At 72.5% G+C, this 17242-nt stretch carries 17 protein-coding genes; 13 read left to right on the top strand and 4 right to left on the bottom strand.

Features of this window, described 5'->3' with window-relative positions; all coding sequences use genetic code 11:
• The first annotated feature begins 50 nt into the window (after nt 1-50).
• The 7 genes from ACFXG1_RS14175 to fxlM all read left to right on the top strand — a co-directional run bounded on the left by ACFXG1_RS14175 (nt 51) and on the right by fxlM (nt 5609).
• Nucleotides 51-1292, top strand: a complete 1242-nt coding sequence (locus ACFXG1_RS14175) for a helix-turn-helix domain-containing protein (protein ID WP_384710356.1) — start codon at nt 51-53, stop codon at nt 1290-1292.
• 135 nt (nt 1293-1427) lie between these two features.
• Entirely contained in the window at nt 1428-1763 is a 336-nt protein-coding gene (locus ACFXG1_RS14170) for a hypothetical protein (protein WP_384710352.1), read from the top strand.
• A gap of 156 nt (nt 1764-1919) precedes the next feature.
• Complete coding sequence (locus ACFXG1_RS14165) at nt 1920-2264, top strand: hypothetical protein (protein ID WP_384710349.1); 345 nt, start codon at nt 1920-1922, stop codon at nt 2262-2264.
• Nucleotides 2261-2932 carry a hypothetical protein gene (locus tag ACFXG1_RS14160; RefSeq protein ID WP_384710346.1) on the top strand — a complete coding sequence of 224 codons (672 nt, stop codon included), beginning with the start codon at nt 2261-2263 and terminating at the stop codon, nt 2930-2932. Before ACFXG1_RS14165 ends, ACFXG1_RS14160 begins: the two co-directional genes overlap by 4 nt.
• Complete coding sequence (locus tag ACFXG1_RS14155; RefSeq protein ID WP_384710343.1) at nt 2932-3732, top strand: SAM-dependent methyltransferase; 801 nt, start codon at nt 2932-2934, stop codon at nt 3730-3732. The genes ACFXG1_RS14160 and ACFXG1_RS14155 overlap by 1 nt, the downstream gene beginning before the upstream one ends.
• A gap of 41 nt (nt 3733-3773) precedes the next feature.
• On the top strand, nt 3774-4163 hold the full coding sequence (locus ACFXG1_RS14150; RefSeq protein WP_384710340.1) for a DUF6205 family protein: 390 nt from the start codon (nt 3774-3776) through the stop codon (nt 4161-4163).
• Between the two features lie 225 nt (nt 4164-4388).
• Nucleotides 4389-5609, top strand: coding sequence for a methyltransferase, FxLD system (gene fxlM, locus ACFXG1_RS14145; RefSeq protein WP_384742488.1), 1221 nt, complete (start codon nt 4389-4391; stop codon nt 5607-5609).
• 449 nt (nt 5610-6058) lie between these two features.
• Here fxlM and ACFXG1_RS14140 read toward each other — a convergent pair whose 3' ends face one another.
• Nucleotides 6059-6763, bottom strand: a complete 705-nt coding sequence (locus tag ACFXG1_RS14140; protein WP_384710334.1) for a response regulator — start codon at nt 6761-6763, stop codon at nt 6059-6061.
• A 106-nt stretch (nt 6764-6869) separates the two neighbouring features.
• Nucleotides 6870-8588: an ATP-binding protein gene (locus ACFXG1_RS14135; protein WP_384742486.1), complete on the bottom strand. Its 1719-nt coding sequence runs from the start codon at nt 8586-8588 to the stop codon at nt 6870-6872.
• Nucleotides 8589-8747: 159 nt separating this feature from the next.
• On the opposite strand from ACFXG1_RS14135, the gene ACFXG1_RS14130 reads away from it, so the two are divergent.
• The 5 genes from ACFXG1_RS14130 (at nt 8748) to cpt (ending at nt 12544) form a co-directional block, all read left to right on the top strand.
• Entirely contained in the window at nt 8748-10124 is a 1377-nt protein-coding gene (locus ACFXG1_RS14130) for a cation:dicarboxylate symporter family transporter (RefSeq protein WP_384710328.1), read from the top strand.
• A gap of 288 nt (nt 10125-10412) precedes the next feature.
• Entirely contained in the window at nt 10413-11075 is a 663-nt protein-coding gene (locus ACFXG1_RS14125) for a 1,4-alpha-glucan branching protein (protein ID WP_384710325.1), read from the top strand.
• An 83-nt stretch (nt 11076-11158) separates the two neighbouring features.
• Entirely contained in the window at nt 11159-11602 is a 444-nt protein-coding gene (locus ACFXG1_RS14120) for a MerR family transcriptional regulator (protein ID WP_384710322.1), read from the top strand.
• Nucleotides 11603-11604: 2 nt separating this feature from the next.
• Nucleotides 11605-11973, top strand: a complete 369-nt coding sequence (gene trxA / locus ACFXG1_RS14115) for a thioredoxin (RefSeq protein WP_384710319.1) — start codon at nt 11605-11607, stop codon at nt 11971-11973.
• 10 nt (nt 11974-11983) lie between these two features.
• A complete protein-coding gene (cpt, locus tag ACFXG1_RS14110) occupies nt 11984-12544 on the top strand; it encodes a chloramphenicol phosphotransferase CPT (protein ID WP_384710316.1) in 561 nt (186 codons plus the stop codon).
• Between the two features lie 183 nt (nt 12545-12727).
• Here the strand turns inward: cpt and ACFXG1_RS14105 are convergent, their stop codons facing one another.
• Nucleotides 12728-13438: a leucine-rich repeat domain-containing protein gene (locus ACFXG1_RS14105; protein WP_384719444.1), complete on the bottom strand. Its 711-nt coding sequence runs from the start codon at nt 13436-13438 to the stop codon at nt 12728-12730.
• A gap of 11 nt (nt 13439-13449) precedes the next feature.
• Nucleotides 13450-14502, bottom strand: coding sequence for an NAD(P)/FAD-dependent oxidoreductase (locus ACFXG1_RS14100; protein ID WP_384719440.1), 1053 nt, complete (start codon nt 14500-14502; stop codon nt 13450-13452).
• A 352-nt stretch (nt 14503-14854) separates the two neighbouring features.
• Here ACFXG1_RS14100 and ACFXG1_RS14095 point away from each other — a divergent pair, with 352 nt between their 5' ends.
• Entirely contained in the window at nt 14855-17194 is a 2340-nt protein-coding gene (locus ACFXG1_RS14095; RefSeq protein ID WP_384719442.1) for a HelD family protein, read from the top strand.
• The last annotated feature ends 48 nt before the right edge of the window (nt 17195-17242 follow it).

Here is a 17242-nt window from a genome sequence, read left to right as displayed (position 1 = left end):
GTCAGTCACGGGTACCGTCCCCAGTGGATGCTGAGAACCAGGAGACCGGTATGGCGCGTTGGAGCGAGTACACAACAGGTCAACGAATCAAGATCCTTCGAGGGAAGACACTTCGTCAGTCCGACCTTGCCGAGCTGACAGGGCTGTCCCTGCCGACGATCCAGCAGGCCGAACAGGACAAGCGCCTCACGTTGCAGACGCTTCTGCGGATCGCCTCGGCCCTGGGGACCGATACAGCAGTAATCCTCGGCCAGCAGGGGCCTCGCCGGGGCATGGAGCAGGACGACCGGGCCACGGTCAGAAGCCTGTCGCAAGCCGTACACGACACATCGGCCGGCCTACTCCCCGACACCGTCACGGCGCCGACGCTCCCCGCCTTGACCAAGACCGCCCGGCACTGCTGGGCGCTGTACTGGGAAGGCAAGTACGTGGCTGTCGGGGCGCTGGCGGGCCCGCTCATCACGGAGGCCGCGGCCTGTGTGCGGGAGCAGTCCGACGGGCAGCAGGCGAAGGCGTGGACAGTCCTGTCGGACGCGTACCGCCTCGCCGCCTATGTGGCGAATCTGATGGGTGCCCGCGATCTTGCCTATGCCGCCATCGGACACGCACAGGCGGCCGCATCCCGCTCCGATGACGGGCTGAGCAGCGCGTTGGTGATGTCGGGGCGGGCGTGGATCTACCTGCGGGATGCCCGGCTCAAGGAGTCGTTGATCCTTGCGGAGAAGGCGGCCACGGACATCGAGCCGCGGTTCTCCCGGGCGACGACTGAGGAGTTGGTCGCGTACGGGTCGCACATCAACTTCGCCGCCGTCGTCGCATCGCGGATCGGGAACGGTGGCTTGGCGGGCGACTACCTCAGCCAGTCCCACGCCGCCGGGGCCCGAATGGGGCGTGAGGCCCAGGCTTACGGCACAGTCTTCGGGCCGGTCACGGCGAGCACTCAAGCGGTGGGGATCAAGGTCGCGCTGGGGCAGGCCGGCGAGGCACTGGGACTGATCGCCGACATCAAGCCGCAGCACGAGGCGTCGCTGTCCGGGGCGGCGCGCAGCCGGTACGCCATGGACAAGGCGATGGCGCAGGCCGACGCGAAGATGTGGGACGCGTCGCTGGACACCCTGGAGCGAGTCCTGCTCGATCACCCGGTCTGGGCTCGTCACCAGGCTCTGCCGTCCGTCATCGTGGAGAAGGTCGGCCGTGCCTCGACGGCTCGGCTACGTCGCGTATCCAAGCTGCTCGCGACCGGTTCGGACGGAAGTGGATTCTCCCCCGCGACGGTGAGGACAGCCCTCTGACCCTACGACGCATACGAGTCCGCGCGGTTTCATCGGCCGGGCTCATACGCCCCGTACGACTGCTGACTTGACGGATCGTCGGCCTCGTACGGGGCTCTTCTTCCGCCCGTGCTGCTATCACGGGACAGTCGCACTATGACCCGAACCGGACAACAGCGGGCCCTCCGAGCCTGCCTTGCCGACGCAGCAGCGGGCATCACGCCGCCCTACGGACGCGACAGGGTCGGCGTCGTCCTCCACTCCGGTACGGAAGGGCGCATAGCCATATCCCGACTGCGTGTCTATGCGCGCGTACGAGACTGGACCGTCACGGCCGAAGCGACGTCGTGGGCCGAGGCGGAACGGCTTGTGGCGTCCAGTGGAGCGCAGGGGATTGTGACCGATCGGCCCTGTACCACGTCCAGTGCCCTGCTGAAGCACTGCTTCGTCGTGGTCGTCGAGCAGGAACCGCACGAGAAAAACGGCAGCTGAGCTGCCCTCGCGCCCTATGGCGCAACGATCGGACGGTCCCCCCGAGTCCGCTTGCCCCTGTCGGGCCGGGACACGAATAGGGACGCCCCGGAGGGCCGCCGTTAACGGCTCGCCGGGGCTCGTCAGAGCAGCTTTCCGAAGGAGCTGATCCGCCGTATGCGTGATGCTATCGCCCACGCGTTCGCCCGAGTAGGGCGCTTACTGCCTCACCGCCGGCCGGGACGGCACACGGCCGCGTACTTCGCGGCCCTGCCCGCCCCCACCGCGCCGCCGTATCCGAGTCCGTGGGCGGGGCCGATGAAGGAGCTGGCGCGGGAGTTCTTCCGTACGCAGCCGGAAGTGCTGGACTGCCTGCTTGCCGAACGTCCGCCCGCTCCTGAACTGGTGCTGCGCCGGGTGTGTGAGCGGGAGACCGCCGTTCCGGTGGAGGTCCAACCCGGGGTCATTACGTGTCCCGAGCACATTCTCAACGTCTATGCGAACCGGGTGGTGGCCCGGTGACCGATATCGGACTCCCCACGTTCCGGGGGCGGGTGGTGCCGTGGATCACGCCGTGGTCCGACGCCCCCAACCTCCCCGAGCCGGTCGTGCTCGCGCCTGGCGGGCGGGGGATCGCCTACGCCGACGAGAGCGTCCACGACCGTACCGACGACGGGGTGCTCCGCGCGCGTGGACGTGGACCGCGCAGTCCCGGCGCCGGGAGCCGGCCGCTGTACGACGTGGTCGACACGCGCCGTCAGCGGCGGGCCGCGGACCGGCTCGTGTGCCAGATCTGCGGACACCGGCCGCCGCCGCACCCGGACGGGCAGGTGTGGCTCCTCGGCGGCGCGGATGAGGTTGCCGACGGGATCCTGACGGTCACCCCGCCCGTCTGCGTGACACCCTGCGCGGTGTTCGCCCTCCGGCAGTGCCCGGCCCTCGCCCGGGGACACCGGATGGTACGGGTCCGCTACCCGAGGCTGTGGGGATACCACGGCGTCCTCTACCAGCCCGACCCCGGGCGTCCCGGCGGGCCGCCGGTCCAGACGACGACCGGCGTACGGCTCCCCTACGACAACCCGTTGCTGCCGTGGCTGCTCGCGGACCTCACAGTCACCCGCCTCACCGGCACCACGCCCGTCGACCTCACCACCGGACTCGAAGCGTCGAGCGGGGGCGCGTCATGCTGATGACCGCCGCATTTCAGCCGGTGAGCAGTGCCCGGTTCCACCTCGCGGCCCTCGGGGACGCTCCGGAGGCGCGTGACGGCTACCCCGGGGACGAGGCCCTCGTGGCGAAGCTGACGGCGAGTGGTGTTCCGGTGAGAGAGATGGCGCGCGCCGACCGGGCCTTCCAGATCCGGGCCGTCACCCACCTCGCAGGCACCACGGGTATCGCGCAGTTCGTGGAGATCGGGCCCGGGCTGCCGCCGCGGTCGACCCCGGCGACCCACGACATCGCCTTCCGCTACCACCGGCGCCGTGCCCGAGTCCTCTACGTCGACCGCGACCCCGAGGTCGTCGCCCACCTCAACACCGCCACGTACTACGGCGACGTGTGGGAATGTGCCAGGACGGTACTCGGCGACCTGGGGCGGCCGGACGAGATCCTCACCGAAGCCGCTGTCCACCTCGACCTTGACCGGCCCGTGGCCCTGGTCATGACAGGCATCGTCGACCAGGTCGCCGATAACGAGCAGCCGCACGCAGCCGTCCAGCGCCTGCTCGGCGCCTTGGCGCCCGGGAGCGCGCTCGTGCTGTCGCACCTCGCCCACGAGCACGACCCGGAGCTGATCCACCGCACCGCGCGCCTCCTGGGCGACGCCGGGATCCCCTCCATCCCGCGTTCCTTCGAGGAGATCGCCGCGTTCTTCACCGGCCTCACCGCGATCGGCCCCGGGCTGGTCCCGGTGAGCCAGTGGGAGCCCGACGGGACCGACGACGGCGCCCCGCACACCACCCACACCTACGGCGGCGTCGGCCACCTCTGACCCGCACCCACCCCACCCACAGCTACCGAAGGAGAGCAGCCGTGCACTCGACCCGCGTCACCGGCGGCTACGCCATCACCCCGCCCCTGCCCCCCGACCTCACCTCCGGTACGCCCTTCCATCCGGACACCCCCGAAGCCCCGCCCTACGGATGCGACCTGATCCTCCGCCTCGATGAGACACACGGCCCGCGCGCCCACGCCACCGCCTCCCGCCTGGAGGCACGCCGCGGCAGCACCTACGCCCTCGACCACCAGGTACAAGAGGTCCTCAACACTTACCCCGGGCGCACCTTCACCGGCCTTCTGATCTGCGAAGGCGACGCCCCCGGAGCCTTGTGGCGGATCACCGTCCGCGACAGCCGGGCGATCGTCCACCACGCCCAGGTCCAGTGGCCGCCCGACGACGCCCCCGCCTACGAGGTGCCGTAACGCGGGGCAACATCCCAGCAGAACCGTCCGCCGAACAGCCGGGGCCGGACATCTCCCCCGCATTCCTGCGGCCCCGGCCCCCTTCACCGACACCGTGACGACAAGACGGCCGCGCCGGGCGGTTCGGCTCCCGGTTACGGGCCGGTTCGGGGCGGTCTCCTGGGGGAGCCGCGTTGATTCCGGCAATGGGGTATGACCACGAAACACGATCGGTAGGGTGACGAAGTGACTACGGTACGAGACGAGAATATTGATGAGGAAGCCGCCTCATTGCGGGCGGTCATGGTGCGTGAGCTGCGTGATCTGGGGGCGATCACCTCTGACTCCGTTGCCGGCGCGGTGGCTGCCGTGCCCCGGCATCTGTTTGCCGTCGGACAGCCGCTGAAGGCCGCGTACGCCGCCAATCAGGCGCTGGTGATCAAGCGGGATGAGGACGGAACGGCTCTCAGCTCGCTGTCGGCCGCGCACATTCAGGCGGTGATGCTGGAGCAGGCCGGGATCGAGCCCGGCATGCGGGTCCTCGAAGTCGGCTCGGGTGGCTACAACGCCGCGCTGATCGCCGAGCTGGTCGGCAAGGAGGGCGCGTCGATCTCGGTGGACATCGACCCGGAGATCGTCGAGCGTGCCCGGAGGTGTCTGGACGCGGCTGGGTACGAGCAGGTCGAGGTGGTGCAGGCGGACGCCGTCGCGGGGGTCCCCGGTCTTGCTCCGTTCGACCGCATCATCGTCACCGCCGGGGCCTGGGACATCCCGTCTGCGTGGCTCGACCAGCTCTCCGAGCGCGGCCGGATCGTTGTCCCGCTCCGGATGCGCGGGCTCACCCGGTCGATCGCGTTCGACCGGGCCGACGGTCCGGAAGCGGAGCTGGTCAGCGACAGCTACCGCCTGTGCGGCTTTGTGCCCATGCAGGGGGCCGGCGCGTACACCGAGCGGCTCATCCACGTCACCGAGGGCCTTGCGCTGCGGGTCGACGATCAGAAGCAGGACTTCGACATCGACGCCCTGGCCGCCGCCGTGCGCTCGCCCCGGCTGGAGGTGTGGTCCGGCGCGGCCTTCGATCTGCCGGACGAGTTGGAGCTGTTCCTGGCGACGAACACGCCGGAGATGGTGATGCTCCACGGCAGCAAGGACCTGGTCGATCAGGGCCTCCTCGCGCTGTCGGTGACGCGCGGCGTCCCGGCGCTGGTCAGCGGAGGGAGCTTCGCCTACCGCACGAAGCGGTCGAACGAGGCGACCGGCGGTTTCGAGAGCGGCGTCCTCGCCCACGGTCCCGATGCCGAACAGGTCGCCGCGCGCTACGCCGAGCTGCTGCGCCGGTGGGCGTCGGACCATCAGCGGCGTGGCGCTGCGCGGATCGCATACCGGCCGATGCCCGTCGGCACGGCTGAACCGTCCCAGGGGGTCGTGGCGAAGCGGCTCGGAGCCCTCGCCTTCTCCTGGTCGTAGGCTCCCCGGCCTCTGTGGCATCCCCTCTTCAAGGCCCTCGTCACCGAAGGACAGCAAAGGGACTGCGGAGAGATCCTGGACGTGTGCGCCCTCGGGGCTGGAAAGCTACCCGACGAGTTACGCGAACTGCTTACGGCGGCGGTGGGCACGAGCGACCGTACGATCCGAAGGACTCCCCCTGCACTCCGCGCTCCGAACAGCCTTCCTGTCCGGCTACGGCCGCCCCTGCTGGAACCCGAAGAGCAGGCTCTGCGCCACTTCATCGTCGTTGCCGCCGTTTCCTGCCTCCACGTTGGTCTCACACATCAAGGCGCGTCGCCCGGACGGGTTCGCGGTGCCCCCGGGGCGCCGTCGCCGACTCCAGGCCACGCACCGGGCCGCGGGCCGAAGGAAACCTGGGGGCGCCCGGCGCGTCCGGCGCCCCCGGCTCCCGGGGTGCCACGCCTCGTTCAGTGGCGGGGGCGGCCCGTGAGCCAGCGGTACTGGAGTTCGGGGCGGCCGATCTGGCCGTACTGGGGGCTGCGGTCCGCCCGGCCCTGGGTGACCAGGTGTTCCAGATAGCGGCGGGCCGTGATGCGGGAGATGCCGACCGCCGCGCCCGCCTCGGCCGCCGTCAGGCCCTCCGGGGTGTCCCGGAGGGTCCGCGTCACCGATTCCAGGGTCGGGCCGCTGAGGCCCTTCGGCAGGGCGCTGCCCTCAGGGGCGCGCAGGGTCGCCAGGGCGCGGTCGACCTCCTCCTGGCCGCTCGCCTCGCCCGCGGCGGCGCGGAACTCCGCGTACCGCCCGAGCCGGTCCCGCAGCGTCGCGAAGGTGAACGGTTTCAGGACGTACTGCACGACCCCGAGGGACACGCCCTCCCGCACGATCGCCAGATCCCGCGCCGACGTCACCGCGATCACATCCGCGGCGTGCCCGGCGGCCCGCAGCGACCGGACGAGCCCGAGGCCGTGCCCGTCGGGCAGATAGAGGTCGAGCAGGAGCAGATCGACCGGGGCGCGCTCCAGGATCCGTACCGCCTGGGAACGGGAGTGGGCCACGCCCGCGACGGAGAAGCCGGCGACCCGGCCCACGTACAGCGCGTGCGCGTCGGCGGCGACCGGATCGTCCTCGACGACCAGGACGCTGATGGTCCGAGCGGGTCCGTTCGCGCTCATCGCTGCTGCACCTCCCCGGCGCCGGTGGGCAGCGGCGATCGTACGTCACGCCCCCGGGACCCGCGGTGGCCGCCGTCACGTACCGGCGCGGCCGGACCGCGCGGCCTCACGCGGGCACCCCGTCCGCCAGCGGCAGCCGTACGGTGAACTCCGCACCGCCGTCGGGACCTGCGCCCACCTCGATCGTGCCGTGCGCGCGGTGGACGGCCTGGCGGACCAGGGCAAGACCGAGGCCGCGCCCGGAGCCGTTCGTGGACCAGCCGCGGCGGAAGATCTCGTCGGCGCACTCCCGGGCGACGCCTGGACCCGTGTCCCGCACCCGCAGCAGCAGCTCGCCCCCGGAGCCCCCGGAGCCGCCTGAGCCGCCTGGACTCCCGGAGCCCCCAGCCCCGGCCTCGGTCGCGGCGGTGTCGCCGTCGGCGCGGACGGTGACCGTGACCCGGGCCCGGCCGGGCCGCCGCCCGGAGACCGCCGCCTCCGACGCCGCGTCCACCGCGTTGTCGACGAGATTGCCCAGCACGGTGACGAGGTCGCGGGCCGGGAGCGACGGCGGCAGCAGCCCGTCGTCGATCCGGCTGTCGTCGGACAGCACCAGCTCCACACCCCGCTCATTGGCCTGGGCCGCCTTGCCGAGCAGCAGGGCGGCCAGTACGGGCTCGCCCACCGCGGCGACGACCCGGTCGGTGAGCGTCTGGGCCAGCTCCAGCTCGGCCGTGGCGAACTCCACCGCCTCCGCCACCCGGCCCAGCTCGATCAGGGAGACCACGGTGTGCAGCCGGTTGGCCGCCTCATGGGCCTGGGAGCGCAGGGCGTGGCTGAAGCCGCGCTCCGAGTCCAGTTCGCCCGAGAGCGCCTGAAGCTCGGTGTGGTCGCGCAGGGTCACCACCGTGCCCCGGTGCTCCCCGCCGACGACGGGGCTGGTATTGACCACGACGACCCGGTCGGCGGTCAGATGCACCTCGTCGACGCGGGGCTCGGAGGCCAGCAGCGCGCCGGTGAGCCCCGGCGGCAGCCCCAGCTCGGTGACCGGCCTGCCGACGGAATCGTCGCCCAGCCCGAGGAGCTCCCGGGCGCCGTCGTTGACCAGGGCGATCCTGCGCCGCCCGTCCAGCATCAGCAGTCCCTCGCGCACCGCGTGCAGGGTCGCCTCGTGGTAGTCGTGCATCCGGCTCAGCTCGGCCGCGTTCATCCCGTGGGTGTGCCGGCGCAGCCTGACGTTGATGACGTACGTGCCCGCCCCGCCCAGGGCCAGCGCGCCGCCCGCCACCACCAGCAGCCCCATGACCTGCTCGCGTACCTGCTCACTGATCCGTTCGATGGTGATCCCGGCGCTGACCAGGGCGACCACTTCGCGCGGTCCGGACCCCGCCGGTTCGCCGGGGGCGGGCGGGGCGAAGACCGGGACGACGGTACGGATGGAGGAGCCCAGCACCCCCACGGTGGTCTCGCTGTAGACCTCGCCCCGCAGCGCCTGCTTCCGGTCGCCGAGATAGGGACGGCCTATCTCCTCCGGCTGGGGGTGGGTCCAGCGGGTGCCGTCCGGCGCCATGATCGTGACGAAGGCGACCCCGGCGTCCCGGCGGACCCGCTCCGCGTACGGCTGGAGGATCGCGCTCGGATCGGCGGACCGGACGGCGGCGGCCACCGAGGGGGAGTCGGCGACGGCCGCGGCGGTCGCCGTCGACTGCCGGCGGGCGGTGTCCTCGGCCTGGGAGCGGTCGACGGCGTAGGCGAAGAGGGCACCGCTCGCGACGATCACCGCGACCAGGAAGACCTGCATCGCGAAGAGCTGTCCCGCCAGGCTGCGGGGGCGGGGTATGCGCATGGCACCAGTGTGCCTTCCGTTTCGTGCGGTTTGACGGCCGGTAAACGATTCGGTCGTGAACGAAATGCACGTAAGGGTGACCCGGGTCACAGGGTGATGGATATTCGCCGAAATCCATACGGGACATGGACCTGGCAATAATTTTTCGAGGAGGACCCCGTGGCTGCGACAGCAGGCCGAAGGGACCGTACGCATTACCTGTACATCGCCGTGATCATCGCGGTGGCGGCGGGTATCGCCGTGGGCTTCGCAGCCCCCGGGGTCGCGGTCGAACTCAAGCCCATCGGTACGGGCTTCGTGAATCTGATCAAGATGATGATCGCGCCGGTCATCTTCTGCACCATCGTGCTGGGCATCGGCTCGGTCCGGCAGGCCGCGAAGGTCGGAGCGGTCGGCGGGCTCGCCCTCGGCTACTTCGTGATCATGTCGACGGTCGCCCTGGCGATCGGTCTGATCGTCGGCAACTTCCTGTCGCCGGGCTCCGGGCTCTCGATCACCGAGGAGGCCAAGGCCGCCGGCGGCAAGGCGGCGGAGGGCGCGGGCGGCGAGTCCACCGCGGAGTTCCTGCTCGGGATCATCCCGAAGACCATGGTCTCCGCCTTCACCGAGGGCGAGGTCCTCCAGGCCCTGCTGATCGCGCTGCTGGCCGGGTTCGCCCTCCAGGCGATGGGCAAGGCGGGCGAGCCGGTGCTCCGCGGTATCGGGCACATCCAGCGGCTGGTCTTCCGCATCCTGGCGATGATCATGTGGGTGGCCCCGATCGGCGCCTTCGGCGCGATCGCCGCCGTGGTCGGCGAGACCGGGATGGACGCCCTGAAGTCCCTCGCGGTCATCATGATCGGTTTCTATGTCACCTGTGCCCTCTTCGTCTTCGTCGTCCTGGGCGCGCTGCTGAAGCTGGTCGCCGGGATGAACCTGTGGTCGCTGATGAAGTACCTGGGCCGGGAGTTCCTGCTCATCGTCTCCACCTCCTCCTCCGAGTCGGCGCTGCCGCGTCTGATCGCGAAGCTGGAGCACATGGGCGTCAGCAAGCCCGTGGTCGGCATCACCGTGCCCACCGGCTACTCCTTCAACCTCGACGGCACCGCCATCTATCTGACGATGGCGTCGCTGTTCATCGCCAACGCCATGGGCGATCCGCTGAGCGCGTCCGAGCAGATCTCCCTGCTGCTCTTCATGATCATCGCCTCGAAGGGCGCGGCCGGTGTCACCGGCGCCGGGCTCGCCACCCTCGCGGGCGGCCTCCAGTCCCACCGCCCCGAACTGGTCGACGGCGTCGGTCTGATCGTCGGTATCGACCGCTTCATGAGTGAGGCGCGGGCGCTGACCAACTTCGCGGGCAACGCGGTGGCGACGATCCTCGTCGGCACCTGGACGAAGGAGATCGACAAGGAACGGGCGGCCGAGGTGCTCGCCGGGCGGATCCCGTTCGACGAGAAGACCCTCCTCGACGACGGCCACGGCGGTCCCGTGGACGAGCCGGAGGCCGCGCTGCCCGAGGCGCGCCTGGAGAAGGGCGTCCCCGAGAAGGTGTGACACCCGAACGGAGGGCCGACGGCCCCGGGCGGTCCGCGCGTACTTCCCCGACGCGCGGGCCGCCCTTCGCCGTGTCCGGAGCGAGTCGCCGTGGGACGTGCGCCGCGGGCCGTGGCGCCGTGGGCCGCGTGCCGTGCGCCATGGCGCCGTGGTCCGCGCGCCCGCCCGTGACGTACCCGCGCCGCCGGCCAGCGCGCCGCCCTCCGGTGATCCTCGACGGGTGCGTACGGGATGAGAGGGTACGAAGGCCAGTCACCCGCAGCAGAACCTGGGGAAAGAGGTCCCGGCATGGCCGTCGTCCACCACACCACCCTCAAGCCGACCAAGGCGGAGCTGCTCACCTCCTGGCTCCCCGGCCGGCCCTGGTATCGCGGCACGGGGACCCCGGAACCGGTCGCGGTCGGCGGCTTCCGGCTGGACGACCCGGCGGGCGAGGTCGGTATCGAGTTCATCGTGCTCACCGACGGCTCCGGCCCCGACCCCGAGGTGTACCTGGTGCCGCTGACCTATCGCGGCGCCCCGCTCGACGGTGCGGAGCACGCGCTCGTGGGCACCCTGGAGCACGGTGTCCTCGGGCGGCGCTGGGTCTACGACGGCTGTCACGACCCGGTCCTGGTGGCCCAGCTGCTGGCGCTGGTCGAGGGCCGGGCCGCGGCCCAGGACCGGAACACCACCGCCACCCCCGACCGGGACGTCACCCGCTCGTACTCCGGCAATGGGACGCTCGCCGAGGCCGCCGCCGTCGCCGTGACCGACGACCAGGAGGGCACCGTACTGACCCTCGGGCGCGAGGCGGCCCTCCGGCTGCACCGGAACCCGCCGCCGGTACCCGGCGATCCCGCGTCCCTCCCCGAGGGCGCGATCGGCGAGGTCTCCGGCTCCTGGGCCCTGCCGGACGGCGTCCGCGCCCGGGGGCTGTTCGCCGTCCTGTACCGGGGATCCACCGCCTGAGCCGACCCGCCGCCCGGACGCCCCCCCCCGGCCCCGGCCCCGGCTCTTGCCCTGACGCGGACGTCAACGTCTACGGTCCCCGTATGCGGATCGGAGAACTCGCGGAACGGGCCGGGACCACTACCCGCGCCCTCCGCTACTACGAGTCGCGGGGACTGCTGCCCGCGCGGCGTACGGAGAACGGCTACCGAAGCTACGACGAGAGCGATCTGCGGCTCATCGACGAGATCAGGACTCTCCAGGACATCGGCTTCGGGCTGGAGGAGACCCGGCCGTTCGTGGAGTGTCTGCGCGCCGGGCACCCGGCGGGCGACGCCTGTCCCGCCTCGATCGCGGTCTACCGGGCCAAGCTCGGCGAACTCGACGCGCTCATCGGCCGGCTGACGGCCGTACGGGCACAGGTGAGCGCCCAGCTGGCGGACGCCGAGGCCGAGGCCGGCGTATCGGCTGAACAGGGGCAGGGGCAGGGGCAGGGGCAGGGGCAGGAGCCCGGGCCGCGGTGCGGCTTCGGATACGGGGAGTGGTGACAGTGACGACGCACACGACGACGGGCACGACGACGGCGACGGTATCCGCGGTGACGGACGCGGACTTCGGCACCGAGGTACTCGGCGCCGACCGGCCCGTCCTGGTGAAGTTCACCGCGGACTGGTGTCCGCCGTGCCGGATGATGGTCCCCGTCCTGGCCGATATCGCCGAGTCCGAGGCGCACCGGCTCAAGGTCGTCGAGCTGGACGTCGACCACAACCCCGGGACCGCGCGGCGCTACGGCGTCCTGTCGGCCCCGACCCTGATGGTCTTCCGGGACGGCGAAGCGGTCCACTCCACCGTGGGCGCCAAGCCCAAGCGGCTGCTGCTGCGCGCCATCTCGGAGGCGCTGGGCTGGGAGAACGACTAGATTCCGCACGGTGGACAACACGGTGGACTATCGGGCGGTCATTCTCAACGGCGGTTCCAGCTCCGGGAAGACGGACATCTCCCACCGCCTCCGGACGATCCTGCCGGACCCGTGGCTCGGTATCGGCACCGACACCTTCGTCGACGCCCTGCCGCCCGCCTTCGACGACGGCGGCGCGGCGGGCGGGCTGGTGGTCGGGCCGGGCGGCGAGGTGACGGTGGGGGAGGAGTTCCGCAGGCTGGAGGCCGCGTGGACCACCGGAGTAGCGGCGATGGTACGGGCCGGGGCCCGGGTCGTCGTCGACGAGGTGTTCCTCGGCGGCGCGGCCTCGCAGCGCCGGTGGTGCGACGCGCTCACCGCGGCGGGCGTCCCCGACGTCCTGTGGGTCGGGGTCCGCTGCGACCCCGAGGTGGCGGCGGGCCGGGAGGCGGCCCGGGGCGACCGGGCCGCCGGAATGGCCGCGTCCCAGGCCGAGTCGGTGCACCGGGGGATCGCGTACGACCTGGTGGTGGACACCACCAGGGCCGAGGCGCTCGACTGCGCGCGGATCATCGCCCGCCGCCTCGGCTGACCCCGCCGCCTCGGCTGAACCGCCGGTCGCCCGGCGGCGGTTCGGCTCGTACGGAGCCTTGCCGCCGGTCCGCCGGTTCGCCGGTTCGCCGGCTCGGGCCGTCGGCACGACGGCGCCCCGGGGCGCCTCCGGTACACCGCCCCCGGAGCCGTACCCCCCCCGTCGCCCCGCGCGCGGCGGTCGTCAGCTGATCAGGACCGCGCAGCCCCGGGCCTCGAGATCGGCGACCAGCCCGTCCTGCGGTATCAGGTCGTTCCAGCGCAGATCGAGCTTCTCCAGCGACGGGAGCCCGGCCACCCATTCCGGCAGCTCCCGCAGCCGGTTGGAGCGCAGATCCAGCTCCCGCAGCTGGGGCAGCCCCGCCAGACACCCGGGCAGCCGGGCCAGTTCGTTCTCCCGCAGCTCGACGCGGCGCAGCCCGGTGAGGCCGGTGAAGGAGTCCGGCAGGGCGGTCAGGGCGTTGCCGCGCAGCCACAGCTCCCGCAGCCGGGGGAGCCGGCCGAGCGCGTCGGGGAGCGCCGCGAGACCGCAGTGCTGGGCCCGCAGCTCCACCAGGGACGTGAGTCCGCCCAGGGTGTCGGGCAGGGCGCCCAGCGGATTCTCGCCGACGTTGAGGTAGCGCAGCGCCGAGAGCCGTCCGATCCCCGGTGGCAGACCGGTCAGCCGGTTGTCGTGGAGATAGAGGAAGCGGCTGAGACCGGTCAGACCGCCGATCTCGTCCGGCACCGACACCAGGGCGTTGTGGCCCAGGTCCAGGGTGCGCAGCCGGGTGAGTCCGCCGACGCGCGGGGACAGCTCGGTCAGCCCGTTGTCGGCCAGGACGAGTACCTCGACTCCGGTCTCGTCCCAGACCGATTCGGGTACCCGGCCGAGCCCCGCACGCCACAGGTTGATCACATGGGTCGTCACGCCCCCGTTGTAGCCGACGCGGTCCGCAGCGCGGCCACCGCCCGGTCCGTATCGGCCGTGATCAGGTCGTGGTTGATGTCCATCGCCGCCACCGATGCCGCCCCGGCCGCGACCACGACCTGGGCCCGCGCGTCGGTGACATTGCCGACCGCCCACACCCCGGGGACGGACGTCCGGCCCGCCGGGTCCGTCGCCACCGCGCCCGTCGCCTCGTCCCGGGCACAGCCGAGCCCGGCCAGCGGACCGTCGGCGGGCACCATCAGCGGGGGGACGAAGACGGCGGTACGTTCCACCACGCGCCCGTCGGCGAGTTCGACACCGGTCAGCCGGTCGTCCGCCACGGCCAGCCGGCGTACCGCGCCCTCCTCGATCTGGATCCCGCGCGCCGTGAGCCGCTCGCGCTCGTCGGCGGTCAGCACCAGGTCATGGGCGAACAGCACCACGTCGGGGGACCACTGGCGGACCATCAGGGCCTGGTGGACGGCCATCGGCCGGGTGCCGAGGACGCCGAGCGGGGCGTCCCGTACCTCGTAGCCGTGGCAGTACGGGCAGTGCAGCACATCCCGGCCCCAGCGCTCCCGGACCCCGGGCAGGGCGGGCAGTTCGTCCCGCAGCCCGGTGGCCACCAGGACCCGGCGGGCGGTCAGCGCCGCGCCGCCCGCGAGCCGGACGACGAAGCCGCCGGAGCCCTCGCCCCAGGTGCCGCCCGAACCCTCGCCCCGGGCGCCGTCGCCCGAGGTCCCGGAACCGCCGTCGCGGGCCGTGATCTCGTCGACCAGGCCGTCGAAGAGTGCCACGCCGTACGCGGCGGCCTCGGCCCGGCCCGTGGCCAGCAGCGCCGCCGGGGGCATCCCGTCCCGGGACAGAAAGCCGTGCATACGGGCGGCCGGGGCGTTGCGCGGCGCACCGGCGTCCACCACCGCGACCCGGCGCCGGGCCCGGCCCAGGACCAGGGCCGCGCTCAGTCCGGCGGCCCCGCCGCCCACCACGACCACCTCGTAGTCGCCGTCGTACCCGCCGGTCGCGGCCCGTTCGTTCGTCGCGCTCATCGCGATCACCTCCGGCCCCAGCGTCACCGGAGCCCGGTCGGAGCGGCAAACCTTCTTGCCGGTTCCGCGAAAACATCGGAGGTATCGGCACCCGCCGGCGCGGTCCCGGCCATGTGGCGCCCGCCGGCGCCCGGTCGCGGGACAGCCGCGCCGTACGGCCCCGTAAAAGAAAAGAAACCCTCCACCGAATGGACAGGCGAGGGCTTTGGCGCGGTATATTGAGGGATTGTCTTCCTGATAAAAAACATCAGGGAAATTCAAGTAACCTCACCATATCGCTCCGGGAGTGGAATTGTCAAGCACGGGGACCGGGAAAGCCACGGCGGGCCGGGAGGAAATCCAGCGCGCGGAAATGCGCCGCGAACAGCGGGTCGTCGACCGGCTCCAGCAGCGCCTGACCGAACTGCGGCGGGAGGCGGTCGACACCCTCGGTGCCACCCTCGGACAGCTCGGCTCCACCTTCCAGGCACGGCTCGAACGCGATGTCGCCGTCGCCGAACAGTCCGGCAGGCTCGCCGCGCTCGACGCCGTCGACTCCGGGCTCTGCTTCGGCCGGATCGACCTCCGCGACGGCGCCGTCCACCACATCGGCCGGATCGGGATCCGCGACGGCGACCACGACCGCACCCCCCTCCTCGTCGACTGGCGCGCCCCCGTCGCCCGCCCCTTCTATCTCGCCACCGGACACACCCCCATGGGCCTGACCCGCCGCCGCCACATCACCACCCGGGGCGCCAGGGTCACCGCCCTCCACGACGAACTCCTCGATCTCACCGACCCCACCCGTACCGGCCATGAGGACCCCGACGCCGACGCCGTGCTGCTCGCCGCGCTCGGCGCCGCCCGCACCGGCCGGATGGCGGACATCGTGCGGACCATCCAGGCCGACCAGGACCGGATCATCCGCGCCCCGCGCCGGGGCGTCCTGGTGGTCGAGGGCGGCCCGGGGACCGGGAAGACCGCCGTCGCCCTGCACCGCGCCGCGTATCTCCTCTACGCGGAGCGCGAGCTGCTGGCCCGCCGGGCCGTTCTGGTCGTCGGCCCCAACCCGGCCTTCCTCGGCTATATCGGCGACGTCCTGCCGTCGCTCGGCGAGACCGGGGTCCTGCTCGCCACCGTGGGTGAGCTGTTCCCCGGTGTCATCGCCACCGGGACGGAATCCGTCCGGGCCGCCGCCGTCAAGGGCCGGACCGCGATGGCGGACGCGTTGGCCCGGGCGGTACGGGACCGGCAGCGGCTGCCGGAGAGCGTGCCCGCGGTCCCCGGCTTCGACCACGAGGCCGAGAACACCGTCCCCGAGCCCGCCCTGCTGATCGACCACGAGCAGTACGGCACGCTGCGGCTGCACCGCGAGATGGCGTACGCGGCCCGGGACCGTGCCCGTGCCACCGGACTCCCGCACAACCCGGCCCGCCCCTACTTCGCCCTCGCGATCGCCGACGCCCTCGCGGGCGAGGTCGCCGACCGGCTCGGCGCCGACCCCTTCGGCGGGCCGAACCTCCTCGGCCCCGACGATCTCGCGCAGATCGGCAAGGACATCGCCACCAGCGACGACGTCCGGGCCGCGGTCGACGAGTTGTGGCCGTCGCTGACCCCCGAGGAGCTGGTCACCGGCTTCCTGGCCGAGCCCGGTGCCTATCTCCCGGCCAAGGACGCGGCGCTGATCCGCAGGACCGGGCCCGCCGAGTGGACCCCGGCCGACGTCCCGCTCCTCGACGAGGCCGCCGAACTGCTCGGCACGGACGACAGCGCCCTGCGGGCGGCGCGGGAGGCCGAGCACCGGGAGCGGATCGCCTACGCCCAGGGCGTCCTCGACGTCCTGGCGGGCTCCGAGAGCTACGAGTTCGAGGACGAGGACTCAGAGGTCCTCGCCGCGCACGACATCGTCGACGCCGAACGGATGGCCGAACGCGCCGAGGAGGCCGACCACCGCAGCGCCGCCGAACGGGCCGCCGCCGACCGCACCTGGGCCTTCGGGCACATCATCGTGGACGAGGCGCAGGAGCTGTCGCCGATGGCGTGGCGGCTGCTGATGCGCCGCTGCCCGGCCCGTTCGATGACCCTCGTCGGCGATCCGGCGCAGACCGCCGACGACTCGGGCGCCGGCTCGTGGCGGGAGATCCTCGCCCCGTACGTCGGTGACCGCTGGACCCACACCCGGCTCGGCGTCAACTACCGCACCCCGGCCGAGATCATGGAGACGGCCGCCGCCGTCCGCAGGGCCGCCTTCCCCGCGGACACCGGCTTCGCGCCGCCGCGTTCGGTCCGCGCCACGGGCGCCCGGCCGTGGTTCGAGCGGGTATCCGACCGGACCGCGGCCGGGCTCGCCGACGCCGTGCGGGCGGCCGTCCGCCGGGAGACCCCGGCGGAGGGGCGGCTCGCCGTCATCGCCCCGCCCGGCCTCGCCGAACGGCTGCGCAACCGCTTCGGGACGACGGACGGGCCGGTGGAGGGGACGACGGACGTGACGGCGGACGGAACCGGACCCGATCTCACCGACCGGGTGGTGTTCCTGGCGCCCCACGAGGCCAAGGGCCTCGAATTCGACACGGTGATCGTGGTGGAGCCGGACCGCTTCGGCGGCAGCGATCTGTACGTGGCCCTGACCCGCGCCACCCAGCGCCTGGGGATCGTCCACACGGGCACCCTCCCGGCCGGCCTCGCACCCGGCGCGGGGGAGGAGACGGTCTGAGCCGTACGGGTACGGGCCCGCCGCGACCGAGGCCGTGTCCTCGCGCGG

It is taken from the genome of Streptomyces sp. NPDC059248 (genome assembly GCF_042753905.1).
In the GTDB taxonomy this organism is placed as follows: domain Bacteria; phylum Actinomycetota; class Actinomycetes; order Streptomycetales; family Streptomycetaceae; genus Streptomyces.
The sequence above is the reverse complement of the archived record's forward strand: the minus strand, read 5'-3'. Positions and strand labels throughout refer to the sequence as shown.

Excerpts from the sequence above, each read along its gene's own strand:
- ACFXG1_RS14175 (WP_384710356.1), top strand. The coding sequence starts at position 51 with ATGGCGCGTTGGAGCGAGTACACAACAGGTCAACGAATCAAGATCCTT.
- ACFXG1_RS14170 (WP_384710352.1), top strand. The coding sequence starts at position 1,428 with ATGACCCGAACCGGACAACAGCGGGCCCTCCGAGCCTGCCTTGCCGAC.
- ACFXG1_RS14165 (WP_384710349.1), top strand. The coding sequence starts at position 1,920 with ATGCGTGATGCTATCGCCCACGCGTTCGCCCGAGTAGGGCGCTTACTG.
- ACFXG1_RS14155 (WP_384710343.1), top strand. The coding sequence starts at position 2,932 with ATGACCGCCGCATTTCAGCCGGTGAGCAGTGCCCGGTTCCACCTCGCG.
- ACFXG1_RS14140 (WP_384710334.1), bottom strand. The coding sequence starts at position 6,763 with ATGAGCGCGAACGGACCCGCTCGGACCATCAGCGTCCTGGTCGTCGAG.
- ACFXG1_RS14135 (WP_384742486.1), bottom strand. The coding sequence starts at position 8,588 with ATGCGCATACCCCGCCCCCGCAGCCTGGCGGGACAGCTCTTCGCGATG.
- ACFXG1_RS14125 (WP_384710325.1), top strand. The coding sequence starts at position 10,413 with ATGGCCGTCGTCCACCACACCACCCTCAAGCCGACCAAGGCGGAGCTG.
- ACFXG1_RS14120 (WP_384710322.1), top strand. The coding sequence starts at position 11,159 with ATGCGGATCGGAGAACTCGCGGAACGGGCCGGGACCACTACCCGCGCC.
- ACFXG1_RS14100 (WP_384719440.1), bottom strand. The coding sequence starts at position 14,502 with ATGAGCGCGACGAACGAACGGGCCGCGACCGGCGGGTACGACGGCGAC.
- ACFXG1_RS14095 (WP_384719442.1), top strand. The coding sequence starts at position 14,855 with ATGCGCCGCGAACAGCGGGTCGTCGACCGGCTCCAGCAGCGCCTGACC.